Raw genomic sequence first — 12,692 nt, forward strand, 5'->3', positions numbered from 1 at the left:
CGGGAGGAAGCGCCATGGCGCTGCGGCTTATGACGGTGGTCCTGGCTCCGGAGCGGGCAGCAGAGCTGCAGCGCCTGCTGGTCGAGAAGGACATCCAGGGCTGCTGGATAGAAAAGGACGACGAACAGCTGCTGGCCAACCTGCTGGTGGAGGCGGACAAGGCCGAGCCGTTGATGGACGACTTCGACCAGGCCCTGGGCCACAGCGAAGGTTTCAGGCTGATGCTGCTGCCGGTGGAGGCTACCCTGCCCAGGCCCAAGGAAGAGGCCCCCCCAGGCGAGCAGAAAGAAGAGTCGAACAACCATGCCAGGGTCAGCCGGGAGGAGCTCTACGCCCAGGCCCAGGCCGGCCTCAGCACCGGCCGCACCTTCCTGCTGATGAGCTTCCTGTCGGCCCTGGTGGCCGCCGTGGGCCTGGTACGCGACGATCTGGCCATCATCATCGGCGCCATGGTCATAGCGCCACTGCTGGCCCCCAATATCGCCCTGGCCCTGGCCACCACCATGGGCGACCTGGAGCTGGGCCGAGAGGCGCTGATCACCAACGGCCTGGGGGTGGCCCTGACCCTGGCACTGGCCATTGGCGTCGCCCAGCTGCTGACGGTGGATCCCACAGTGCCGGCCATCGCCGCCCGCACCACGGTCGGCCTTGGCGACATCATCCTGGCCCTGGCCGCCGGCGCCGCCGGCACCCTGGCCTTCACCTCGGGCCAGAGCAGCGCCGTGATCGGGGTCATGGTGGCGGTGGCGCTGATGCCGCCCCTGGTCACCTGCGGCATGCTGCTGGGCAGCGGCCAGCTGACCCTGGCCCTGGGCGCGGCCTTGCTGGTGGCGATCAACGTCATCTGCGTCAACCTGGCCGGAGTACTGACCTTCCTGTTTCAGGGGGTCAGCCCCCGTTACTGGTGGCAGCAGGAAAAGGTCAGGAAGGCCACCTACAGGGCGGTGGCCACCTGGATAGGGCTGTTATTGTCCCTGCTGTTGCTCATGGCCCTGACCGGCTAGCTGTCGCCGCGTCATCGAATATTCACTTTCATTATCAGATAGTTGCTCCAGCAAAAGGAGCCTGTAATGAAAGCATGGATACTGCCGCTTTTACTGCTGAGCGGCTGCGCCCAGCGCCCGACTGGGCACCTCAACACCCCCTGGCCCGCCGTCGACCTGCTCGTTGAAGCCGGCCTCGACAGCTACTACGGGCAAAAGGAACAGCAAGCGGAAGAACGCTTCATGGAAAGCAACTGCGGCCCCCCTTCCGAGCAGGACAGTCCGCTGTCCCGCTGCAAACAGCTGCGACGCGTAAGCTACCCGGAATCCGGCTACTGATGGCACCTGAGCCTGGGCTGGGACTCCAGCTGGCGAATGCAGTTGGCCAGCCGCTTGGCCCAGAGGGCGTGGCCCAGGAGGCCGGGATGGAAGCCGTCCTCGGCCAGCAGCTCCCGGCCACCGACGGCGGAAAAGGCCAGATGATGGCAGTGGGGCTGGCGGACCGCCCAGTTGGCCAGGGCCCTGTCCCAGCGCCTGGCCTTTTGGGCCAGCACCCCTCGCAGGGGCTGGGGCAACGCCCACATCAGGCCCATGGGCGGCAGGCCGCAGAGCACCACCTGCCGTACCCCGAAGCGCTCCCGAAGCAGCGCCACCAGCTGCCGCTGCCGGCCCAGCCAGCGCCTACCGCTCAGGGACGAGGTGACGTCATTGACCCCCAGGGTGGATACCGCCAGATCGAAAGGCTCGGGGTGGCGCACCGCCAGTTCGGTCAGCGCCTGGGCGCTGGTCTTGCCGCTCTCGGCATGAAGCCGCCAGTAGAGGCGGTGATCGCCGCTCAGGTTGCCAAGCAGCAGCCCCACCATGGCCTGCTCCCGGCAGGTCACACCGACCCCGGCACAGGCCGAGTCCCCCACCAGCAGCAGCCTGAGCGGCCGGCCCCGGCCGCATTCACCGCCAGTGGCGCCCTCCGGCGGGTTCATCTGCAGGGCCCGGCGCCTGGCCCAGCTTCCCTGGGCCAGCAGCAGGGGTGCCAACAAGGTGGCGGCGAGCCTGTCCATGTTCTGTCTCTGTGAGCCTGTCGTTTTCAAAGCATAGGCATAAAAAACGCACCAACCCGGCTAAATGCCTAGACAAAAACGCCGAGAGAGGCGGCGCTGTTACGCTTTGTGACCCTGTTCACCAAGGCCGGAAAGCGGCCACAAAAAAGCCCCGCTGCAAGCGAGGCTTTTTAATTGCCGTTTCTGCCACTTAGTCAACAAACTTCCGGGCGTTACGGAACATCCGCATCCAGGGGCCGTCCTCGCCCCAGGTTTCCGGGTACCTGCAGGGTGATGGCTAGCCACGGTGCCCTGTTCGCTAGCGCCCCAAGAAAGAAAGCCCCGCATGCGCGGGGCGAAGCTCGAAGCCCAAGCGCCGCTTGGGCGCAGCTGAGCGCCGGTACACAGGAGGTACCGACCGGAAGGAACCACCATGGACGGTATCCCCTCCAAGCCACAAAAAAGCCTCGCTGCAAGCGAGGCTTTTTAATGGTTCATCTTTGCCGCCCTTAGCCCACAAACTTCCGGGCGTTACGGAACATGCGCATCCAGGGGCCGTCCTCGCCCCAGGTTTCCGGGTACCAGGAGTTGGCCACGGTGCGGAACACCCGCTCCGGGTGCGGCATCATGATGGTGTGACGACCGCATTCGGAGGTCACGGCGGTGATGCCCTTGGGCGAGCCGTTGGGGTTGAGCGGGTAATGCTGGGTCACCTGGCCGTGGTTGTCCACGTAGCGGGCGGCAACCTGGCCGGAGCCGTCCAGGATGCGCAGGTGGTCGCCATCGACGAACTCGGCGCGGCCCTCGCCGTGGGAAACGGCGATGGGCAGGCGCGAGCCTGCCATGCCCTTGAAGAAGATGGAGGGGCTCTCTTCCAGCACCACGGTAGCGACCCGGCCCTCGAAGCGCTCGGACTCGTTGGTGACGAAGCGCGGCCAGTGGCCGGCACCGGGGATGATGTCCTTGAGGGTGGACATCATCTGGCAGCCGTTGCAGACGCCCAGGGAGAAGGTGTCTTCGCGGTTGAAGAAGGCCTCGAAGGCGGCGCGGGCGCGGTCGTTGAACAGGATGGACTTGGCCCAGCCCTCGCCGGCACCCAGCACGTCACCATAGGAGAAGCCGCCGCAGGCCACCAGGCCCTTGAAGCGGGTCAAATCTTCACGGCCGGCCAGGATGTCGGACATGTGCACGTCGATGGCCTGGAAGCCGGCGCGGGTGAAGGCGGCGGCCATCTCCACATGGGAGTTGACGCCCTGTTCGCGCAGTATCGCCACCAGCGGACGGCCACCTGACACCACCAGCGGTGCGGCGATGTCCTCGGCCGGATCGAAGGTCAGCACCGGGCTGATGCCGGGATCGCTGTCGTCCTGCTTGAGCTGGAATTCCTGCTCGGCGCACTTGGGGTTGTCACGCAGGGCCTGCATCCTGTAGGTGGTTTCGGCCCAGAGGGTACGCAGCTGGTTGCGGGAGGCATCCAGCACCAGCTGGTCGCCGCGGCGGATGCGAATACGGTCGTCGCCGTTGATGCTGCCCAGCTCGTGGCTCAGCTCGGCCAGGCCGTGCTCGGCCAGCACGGACCGCACCTCGGCCAGGTCGTCTTCGCGCACCTGGATCACCGCGCCCAGCTCTTCGTTGAACAGGGCGGCGAAGTCGTCACCGCCCAGGGCGTCGATGTCCGCATCCAGGCCCAGGTGGCCGGCGAAGGCCATCTCGGCCAGGGTCACGAACAGGCCGCCGTCGGATCTGTCGTGGTAGGCCAGCAGCTTGCCGTCCAGCACCAGGGCCTGGATGGCGTTGAAGAAGTGCTTGAGGCGCTTGGCATCATCGACGTCCGGGGTGTCGGTGCCCAGCTGGCGGGTGACCTGGGCCAGGCAGCTGCCGCCGAGGCGGTTCTTGCCGGCGCCGAGGTCAATCAGCAGCAGGCGGGAGGCCTGATCCTTGAGCTGGGGGGTGACGGTGCGACGCACGTCCGTGACCCGGCCGAAGGCGGTGATGATCAGGCTCAGCGGCGCCGTGACCGCCTTGTCGTCCCACTGGGTCTTCATGGACATGGAGTCCTTGCCCACCGGGATGGTGATGCCAAGCTCGGGGCAGAGCTCCTCACCCACGGCCTTGACCGCCTCATAGAGGCCGGCGTCCTCGCCGGGGTGGCCGGCGGCGGCCATCCAGTTGGCGGACAGCTTGATGCGCTTGAGGTCGCCGATGGCGGCGCTGGCGATGTTGGTCAGCGACTCGGCCACCGCCAGGCGGGCGGAGGCGCCGTGGTTGAGCAGCGCCACCGGGGTGCGCTCGCCCATGGCCATGGCCTCGCCGGCGTAGCTGTCGAAGCTGGCGGCGGTGACGGCGCAGTTGGCCACCGGCACCTGCCAGGGGCCGACCATCTGGTCGCGGGCGGTCAGGCCGCCCACGGAGCGGTCGCCAATGGTGATCAGGAAGGTCTTCTCGGCGACGGTGGGCAGGCGCAGCAGGCGCTCGGCCGCTTCCTGCACGTCGATGTCGAAGCTCAGTTCGTTGCCCTCGGCGCTGCGGCTCTGGACGTCGCGGTGCATCTTGGGCGGCTTGCCCAGCAGCACGTCCAGGGGCAGATCGATGGGGGTGTTGCCGAAATGGGGGTCGTCCAGGCGCAGCTGGCGCTCCTCGGTGGCGGTACCGATCACCGCGAAGGGGGCGCGCTCGCGCCGGCAGATGGCCTCGAACACCGCCATCTTGTCGGCGGGGATGGCCATCACGTAGCGCTCCTGGGACTCGTTACACCAGATCTCCAGGGGGCTCATGCCCGGCTCGTCGTTGGGCACCTGGCGCAGGTCGAAGCGGCCGCCGCGGTCACCGTCGTTGACCAGCTCAGGGAAGGCGTTGGACAGGCCGCCGGCACCCACGTCGTGGATGAAGCAGATGGGGTTGGCGTCGCCCAGCTGCCAGCAACGGTCGATGACCTCCTGACAGCGGCGCTCGATCTCCGGGTTGTCCCGCTGCACCGAGGCGAAGTCCAGATCCTCGTCGGACTGGCCAGAGGCCATGGAGGAGGCGGCGCCGCCGCCCAGGCCGATGTTCATGGCCGGGCCGCCCAGCACCACCAGCTTGGCACCGACCGGGATCTCGCCCTTCTGGACGTGCTCCTCGCGGATGTTGCCGAGGCCGCCGGCGATCATGATCGGCTTGTGGTAGCCGCGCACTTCCCGGCCGTTGAAGGAGTTCACTTCCTCTTCATAGGTACGGAAGTAACCCAGCAGGGCCGGACGGCCAAATTCGTTGTTGAAGGCGGCACCGCCCAGGGGGCCTTCGATCATGATGTCCAGGGCCGTGACGATGCGGCTGGGCTTGCCGAAATCCTGCTCCCAGGGCTGCTCGAAGCCGGGGATGCGCAGGTTGGACACCGAGAAGCCGGTCAGGCCGGCCTTGGGCTTGGCACCGACGCCGGTGGCACCCTCGTCGCGGATCTCGCCGCCGGAGCCGGTGGCGGCGCCCGGGAAGGGGGAGATGGCGGTGGGGTGGTTGTGGGTTTCCACCTTCATCAGGATGTGGATGGGCTCCACATGGTACTGGTACTCGCGGCTCTGGGGGTCGGGGAAGAAGCGGCCGGCTGTGCTGCCTTCCATGACGGCGGCGTTGTCCTTGTAGGCGGAGAGCACATAGTCCGGATGCTGTTCATAGGTGTTCTTGATCATCTTGAACAGGGACTTGGGCTGCACCACGCCGTCTATGGTCCAGTCGGCGTTGAAGATCTTGTGGCGGCAGTGCTCGGAGTTGGCCTGGGCGAACATGTAGAGTTCGATGTCGTTGGGGTTGCGGCCCAGGGCCTTGAAGTTCTCCACCAGGTAGTCGATTTCGTCCTCGGCCAGGGCCAGGCCCATGCTCTGGTTGGCCGCCACCAGGGCCTCGCGGCCTTGCCCCAGGATGTCCACGGACCGCAGCGGCGCCGGCTCGGCCTTCTGGAACAGGGCCTCGGCGTCGTTGAGGTCGGCCAGCACCACGTCCACCATGCGGTCGTGGATCAGGCCCTTGAAGAGCTGCTGCTGCTCGGCGCTCAGCTCGCCGTCAACATGGTAGGCGATACCCCGCTCCAGGCGCTTGACCTGGGCCAGGCCGCAGTTGTGGGCGATGTCGGTGGCCTTGGAAGACCAGGGGGAGATGGTGCCCAGGCGCGGCACCACCAGGTACAGCTGGCCGCGCTTTTCCTCCTGGACGCTGCGTGGACCATAGGTCAGCAGTTTTTCGAGCCTGCCCAGCTCTTCGGAAGACAGGGCTTCCTTGAGATCGGCAAAGTGCATAAATTCAGCAGAGATCCCGTTAACCGGCAGTTCGGCTTCCCGACAGGCTGACAGCAGTTTTTCGAGACGAAACGGGGACAGGGCTGGGGCACCACGCAGGATTTCCATAGGCTTTTCTCACCGACAGATCTTTGGAGGGGTTTCGGGCGCGCATTATAGGGGAAAAACGTTTGCTTTCACATCCGGGCTGGGCCCTTTCCTATGCTTTTGGTATAAGTGGCGATCATATGAGCAGAATTTTCATGACAAAGGTCCTGGTGACCGCCGCATTGCTGCTGGGCCTGGGCGCCTGCCAGTGGCAACAGGAAAGCCAAACCGGCCCAGCGCCCCAGAGCCAGCTGGAGCAGATCCTGGCCCGGGGCGAGATCCGCATCGGCACCCGCTATTCCGACACCACCTACTTCGAAGCCGCCGACGGCCCCGCCGGCATGGACTACGAGCTGGCGGCCATGTTCGCCGACTACCTGGGCGTCAAGCTGCAGATGGTGCCGTCGGCGTCCCTGTCGGAGCTGTTCCCGCAGCTGGAGCAGGGCCGGCTGGATCTGCTGGCCGCCGGCCTCAGCGTCACCGATACCCGCCGGGAGCACTTCCGCTTCGCCCCCGCCTACCAGGCGGTGAGCCAGAAGCTGGTCTACAAGCGCGGCAACAAGAGGCCCAGGGATTTCGACGATCTGGACGGCAGCCTGATGGTGGTGGCCCATTCTGCCCATGCCGAAAGCCTGAGTCGCCATGCCGAGGCCTATCCGGACCTGAACTGGTCGGAAACCTCGGACATGGACTCGGACGAACTGCTGCAGCAGGTGCTGGCCGGCAAGCTCGACTACACGGTGGCCGACTCCAACAACCTGGCCCTGAACCGCCGCTTCTACCCGGATCTGATGGTGGGCTTCACGGTACAGGAGGAGCAGCCCATCGCCTGGGCCTTCCCCAAGGGCAATGACGACAGCCTCTATGCGGCCTTGATCGAGTTCTTCGGCGAGATGCACCAGGACGGGGTGGTGGCCAGGCTGGAAGAGAAGTATTTCGGCCATGTGCGCACCTTCGACTACGTGGACACCCGCTCCTTCATCCGCGCCGTGGATCGCAAGCTGCCCCGCTACCAGGGCCTGTTCGAGAAGTACGCCGGCGGCTTCGACTGGCGCCTGCTGGCGGCCATGAGCTACCAGGAATCCCACTGGAACCCCATGGCCCGCTCGGTCACCGGGGTGCGGGGCCTGATGATGCTGACCCTGGCCACCGCCGACTACCTGGACATCGACAACCGCCTGGATCCGGAGCAGTCCATCAGCGGCGGTGCCCGCTACCTGGAAGGCCTGATGGCCAGGCTGCCGGACGCCATACCCCAGGAGGAGAAGATCTGGTTCGCCATGGCCGCCTACAATGTCGGCCTTGGCCACATCATGGACGCCAGGCGCATCACCAAGCAACGTGGCGGCAACCCCAACGCCTGGGCCGACGTCAAGGACAACCTGCCGCTGCTCAGGCGCAAGCAGTGGTACAGCCAGACCAAGCATGGCTATGCCAGAGGCGACGAACCTGTTAAATATGTAGACAACATCAGACGCTACTACGAAACCTTGGTGTGGCTGGACAACCAGCAACTGGCGGCCAGGGCCGCCGAGCAGCAGGCAGGGGGCGACGAGCAAGAGGCCGAAGCGAGCCAATCCCGGGCCCAGGCCGCGCCCCAGGACTAGGGTGTCATCAGGTTGTCATGGAAAGTGCGTATCTAGGCTCGGGAAGGCCTGCAGGAGATCAACAGATGATTAAGAGAAGACGCAACATATTCAAGCGAAAGGCCCGCGCCATGCGCGGCCATGATATCCGCCGCCAGATCAAGTGGAAGCGCAACCACCTGCGCATCCTGGCCCGGGGCCGCAAGTTCGCTCTGGCTCAGCTGGGCGACTGCCCCGCGGCGGCCTGAGCCGCCTCCCGCCTGGCCCTTTTCAGGGCCTTCTGCTGCGCCCGCCTGTCCTTGAAGAACTGACTGAGCATCTGGGCGCACTCCCCTTCCAGGACACCGGCGCTGATCTCGACCTGATGGTTGAGGGCCGGGTGCCGCAGCAGCTGCATCACCGAGCCCGCCGCCCCCGTCTTGGGATCCGCCGCGCCATAGACCACCCGGCCGACCCTGGCATGGACCATGGCGCAGGCGCACATGGCGCAGGGCTCCAGGGTGATGTAGAGGGTAGTGTCCAGCAGCCGGTAGTTGTTGACCGCCTTGCCGCCACCGCGGATGGCCATGATCTCGGCATGGGCACAGGGGTCATGGTCGCTGATGGGGCTGTTCCAGCCCTCGGCCAGCAGCTGGCCGTCCTTGACCAGCACGGCGCCCACCGGCACCTCGCCCCTTTCCCTTGCCCGTTCGGCAAGCGCCAGGGCGTGGCGCATCCATTTTTCGTCTTCTGTCATGATGTTGTCAGCCATAGGCGGCCATTATACTGCCCCCCCGAAGCCGGACTCCAGCATTGACGCGGATCACGCCTTGACCCATGCTCTGCTTGTCCGACAACAGGCCCCCAACAAGAACAAAAGGGAGTTGTAATGATCGATATCGACAAAGCCAACAACTACATGGACATGGTCAAGGAAATGGCCCTGGCCTATGCGCCCAAGCTGGCCCTGGCCATCATCGTCCTGCTGGCGGGCCTGTGGCTCATCGGCGGCCTGCTCAAGGTCATGGACAAGGCCATGGCCAAGCGCGAGGTGGAGCCGACCCTGTCCCACTTCCTGCGCAGCCTGACCGGCATCAGCCTCAAGGTGCTGCTGTTGATCTCGGTGGCTTCCCTGGTCGGCATCGCCACCACCTCCTTCGTGGCCGTGGTCGGTGCCGCGGGCCTGGCCATCGGCCTGGCCCTGCAGGGCAGCCTGGCCAACTTCGCCGGCGGCGTGCTGATCCTGTTCTTCCGTCCCTTCAAGGTCGGTGACTTCATCCAGGCCCAGGGCCATAGCGGCACGGTGCGCGAGATCCAGATCTTCAACACCATACTCACCACCCCGGACAACAAGCGCATCGTCATCCCCAACGCCAAGCTCTCCAACGACAGCCTGGTCAACTTCTCCGCCGAGCCCACCCGCCGGGTCGACTTCGTGTTCGGCGTGAGCTACGGATCTGACATCGATCTGGTCAAGGCCACCCTGGAGGAACAGATCGCCGCCGACGAGCGCATCCTCAAGGATCCGGCCCACCTGGTGGTGCTGTCCGAGCTGGCCGACAGCTCGGTGAACTTCACGGTGCGGGTCTGGGCCAACGCCGCCGATTACTGGGGCGTCTTCTTCGACATGCAGGAACGGGTCAAGAAGGCCTTCGACGCCAAGGGCATCGAGATCCCCTTCCCGCAGCGGGACGTGCACATCCACCAGCAGTAACCCCCCAGCCCGGCAGCCGCCGGGCTTTTTTGTGACGGATGCCAATTGTGCCTGGCCCGACCTTTGGGTAGTCTGGACTTCTCCCCTTGCCGCTGACCCTTGGCATTACAGCGGAAACAACAGCATGAAAAATAAAATCACATTGGCCCTGGCCTCGGCAGCACTGTCGGGACAGGCCCTGGCGGTCTCCCCCGCCCCCGTCGACCATGTCCTGACCCAGCCCGACGGCACCCAGATCCGTGCCCGCCTCAAGGGTGGCCCCTTCCTGAACTGGTACGAAGACGACCAGGGCCACATGCTGGTCAGGGAAGGCGACAGCTGGTACTACGGCAATGCCGAGCAAAGCGGCGACCGCTGGCAGATCAGAAGTACCGGGATCCTGGCCGACAAGGACAAGCCCTATCCGGTGCTGGCCGCCAAGGCCTTCGCCCCGGGCGACGAGGTCAATCCCCACAGCCTCAAGCACTGGTCGGCGGCCTACCCCAGCCATCAGCCCAAGGCCCTGGCCGCCCAGGCCCAGGTGCAGCAGCCGCTGTTGACCCTGCTGGTCAGCTTCGACGACGTGCAGATCCAGCACGACTTCGCCGATCTGCTCTGGGGGCAAGGCAAGACGTTGCAGGATTACTACCTGCAGAATTCCAACAACGGCTACAAGGTGGTGCCGGTCGCCGAAAGCGAAGGTACCCAGAACGATGGCCAGGTGGCGGTGCGCCTCAGCCGCAACCACCCCAACTGCGGCGGTGACTGCCCCTGGGACATGGACGGCGTGCTGGCCGAGGCCCTGCAGGCCGCCGATGGCTATGTGGATTTCGCCGCCTATGACGGCAACGGTGACGGCTGGCTGGCGCCCGACGAGCTGTCGGTGCAGTACATCTTCGCCGGCAACGAGGCCGCCACCGGCGCCGAAGAGCAGGCGGTCTGGGGCCACCGCTGGGGCATGACCCCGGTCACCCTGGACGGCGTCAAGGTCGCCGATTACTGCGTGTTCGGCGAGCTGCAGTGGGAGCAGCGCGCCTCCCTGGGCATCATCGCCCACGAGCTGGGCCACCTGATGCTGGGCCTGCCGGACCTCTATTCCTATGCCGACGTCGGCCAGGGCATCGGCGACTGGGGCCTGATGGGCGGCGGCTCCTGGGGCTACGTGGACGGCGTCGACGACCAGGCCGGCGACACCCCGGCCGGCATGACCGCCTGGTCCAGGGCCGCCACCGAGATGGTCACGCCCCTGGTGCAGAGCCAGGACGGCAGCTTCAGCCTCAGCGGCCTGACGCCCCACCAGATCTACCTGGATCCCTACCTGCGCGGCCAGCAGCTGGGTGAATCCCTGCTGCTGAGCGTGCGCCACGATCTCAGCTACGATGCCAGCCTGCCCGGCAAGGGCCTGCTGATCACCCATATCGACCCCCAGGGCGACAACTCCGTCATCGAGCGCAAGCAGGTCGATATCGAGGCGGCCGACGGCCGCACCGACCTGGACACCAGCGCCAACACGGGCGACGCCGGCGATATCTGGCCCGGCAGCACGGGGGCCACCCGCTTTGCCGACGACACCGGCCCCAATACCCGCACCAACCTGGGCTTTGTCAGCGGCATCCAGCTGGCCAACATCAGCAGCGCCGCCAGCGAAATGAGCTACCGGCTGAGCGGTGTCGCCACCGGCAAGAGCGCCCTCTTGAAGCACGGCTACCACAGCGACCCCATCGCAGAAGGCGACAACAGCACCAGCCTGCTCTGGCAGGGCCTGGCGGTTGCCGCCGACACCCTGTTGGAAGGGGTCGACTTCCATGCCCCGGCCGAGGGCCAGCTGCAGCTGAACGTCTTTGCAGTCAATGAGGCCAATGTCCGCACCGGCCAGGTACTGACCGTGCCGGTATTGAGCCAGGCCCAGGGCTGGCAACGGCACCTGCTGGCCGAGCCCCTGGCCCTGCCGGCGCGTTTCGAGCTGGAAGTCAGCCACCAGGTGGCCGATGGCAAAGCCGCCTTCCATGTGGAGCCGACCGGCAACACCAGCGATCAGTTCCTGGTCAGCGGCGGCGCCCCAAGCGCCAGCCGCCCGGTGCAGCTGAGCCTGCTGCTGGGCAAGCCGGGCCCCCAGACCCGGGACGATCAGTACAGTCTGGACGAAGACGGCAGCCTGACCCTGGCCCCCCTGGCCAACGACGACGCCGGTGCCGAACGCCTGACGATATTCGGCCAGCCCGGCCACGGCACCCTGGCCCAGGACGGCAACAGCCTGATCTATACCCCTGATGCCGATTTCGTCGGCCAGGACAGCTTCAGCTACAAGGCCTGGAGCAGCGATGGCGCCGAAAGCCGCGAGACCTTGGTACGGCTGACCGTGGCCGGCAAGCCCGATGCGCCCGTGGCCAGGGACACCCCGACCTTCTACGGCCAGGAGGCCACGCCCCTGAGCCTAGCCTGGGCCGAGCTCAAGGCCCAGGTCAGCGACGTGGACGGCGAGCAGTTCCAATGGCAGCAGTTCCATTTTGGCAGCCACGACGGCCTCAGCCTCTCTGCCGGCGCCGAAGGCCTGACCATCACCCCCAGCGGCAACCTGGCCGGTGACATCAGCCTGGATTACTGGGTGGTGGACGGCGACGGCCTGCAGAGCAACGTGGCCAAGCTGAAGCTGCACCTGGAAAGCATCGACAACGACGCCCCCGAGGTGACCCTGGTGGGCCCGGCCAGCATCAGCGCCGGCCAGACCCTGAACCTGCAGGCCCAGGCCAGCGACCCCGACGGCGACAAGCTGAGCTACCAGTGGCGACAGCTGGCCGGCCCCGGCCTGGTCCTCGGCAGCGGCGCCAGCCAGAGCCTGACCCTGCCCAGCAGCGGCCAGCGCCAGGAGTACCGCTTCGAGGTCACGGTCACCGATCCCGGTGGCCTGTCGGCCAAGGCCAGCCTCACCGTCATCCAGGAGCCCAAGGACGAGGGCGGCGGTGGCGGCAGCCTGGGCTGGCTATGGCCCCTGTTGCTGCTGTTGAGGCGGCGCCGCTGAGCAAAAAAAGGATGCCAACCGGCATCCTTTTTCTTTCCCC

The 12,692-nt window shown here is 66.2% G+C and carries 9 protein-coding genes; 6 read left to right on the forward strand and 3 right to left on the reverse strand.

Going from position 1 to position 12,692, the window contains the following annotated elements; all coding sequences use genetic code 11:
- Window positions 1-14: 14 nt before the first annotated feature.
- On the forward strand, window positions 15-1,004 hold the full coding sequence (locus WDB71_RS11680; RefSeq protein WP_341501763.1) for a TIGR00341 family protein: 990 nt from the start codon (window positions 15-17) through the stop codon (window positions 1,002-1,004).
- Between the two features lie 66 nt (window positions 1,005-1,070).
- Complete coding sequence (locus WDB71_RS11685; RefSeq protein WP_341501764.1) at window positions 1,071-1,322, forward strand: hypothetical protein; 252 nt, start codon at window positions 1,071-1,073, stop codon at window positions 1,320-1,322.
- On the opposite strand, the gene WDB71_RS11690 is transcribed toward WDB71_RS11685, so the two are convergent.
- Both WDB71_RS11690 and purL read right to left on the reverse strand, forming a co-directional pair.
- Window positions 1,316-2,041, reverse strand: a complete 726-nt coding sequence (locus WDB71_RS11690) for an SGNH/GDSL hydrolase family protein (RefSeq protein WP_341501765.1) — start codon at window positions 2,039-2,041, stop codon at window positions 1,316-1,318. The genes WDB71_RS11685 and WDB71_RS11690 overlap by 7 nt on opposite strands.
- A gap of 488 nt (window positions 2,042-2,529) precedes the next feature.
- Entirely contained in the window at window positions 2,530-6,396 is a 3,867-nt protein-coding gene (purL, locus tag WDB71_RS11695) for a phosphoribosylformylglycinamidine synthase (RefSeq protein ID WP_341501766.1), read from the reverse strand.
- A 134-nt stretch (window positions 6,397-6,530) separates the two neighbouring features.
- Between purL and mltF the strand changes: the two genes are divergently transcribed.
- Window positions 6,531-7,982 (forward strand): membrane-bound lytic murein transglycosylase MltF, encoded by a 1,452-nt coding sequence (mltF, locus tag WDB71_RS11700; protein WP_341501767.1) that lies wholly within the window; start codon window positions 6,531-6,533, stop codon window positions 7,980-7,982.
- Window positions 7,983-8,047: 65 nt separating this feature from the next.
- Window positions 8,048-8,209 carry a hypothetical protein gene (locus WDB71_RS11705; RefSeq protein ID WP_341501768.1) on the forward strand — a complete coding sequence of 54 codons (162 nt, stop codon included), beginning with the start codon at window positions 8,048-8,050 and terminating at the stop codon, window positions 8,207-8,209.
- Here WDB71_RS11705 and tadA read toward each other — a convergent pair.
- Window positions 8,179-8,697: a tRNA adenosine(34) deaminase TadA gene (tadA, locus tag WDB71_RS11710; RefSeq protein WP_341504213.1), complete on the reverse strand. Its 519-nt coding sequence runs from the start codon at window positions 8,695-8,697 to the stop codon at window positions 8,179-8,181. The genes WDB71_RS11705 and tadA overlap by 31 nt on opposite strands.
- 132 nt (window positions 8,698-8,829) lie before the next feature.
- On the opposite strand from tadA, the gene WDB71_RS11715 reads away from it, so the two are divergent.
- Window positions 8,830-9,654 carry a mechanosensitive ion channel domain-containing protein gene (locus WDB71_RS11715; RefSeq protein ID WP_341501769.1) on the forward strand — a complete coding sequence of 275 codons (825 nt, stop codon included), beginning with the start codon at window positions 8,830-8,832 and terminating at the stop codon, window positions 9,652-9,654.
- Between the two features lie 124 nt (window positions 9,655-9,778).
- Window positions 9,779-12,652: a M6 family metalloprotease domain-containing protein gene (locus WDB71_RS11720; protein ID WP_341501770.1), complete on the forward strand. Its 2,874-nt coding sequence runs from the start codon at window positions 9,779-9,781 to the stop codon at window positions 12,650-12,652.
- Window positions 12,653-12,692: the final 40 nt, after the last annotated feature.

Source organism: Gallaecimonas sp. GXIMD4217, from assembly GCF_038087665.1.
Taxonomy (GTDB): Bacteria; Pseudomonadota; Gammaproteobacteria; order Enterobacterales; family Gallaecimonadaceae; genus Gallaecimonas.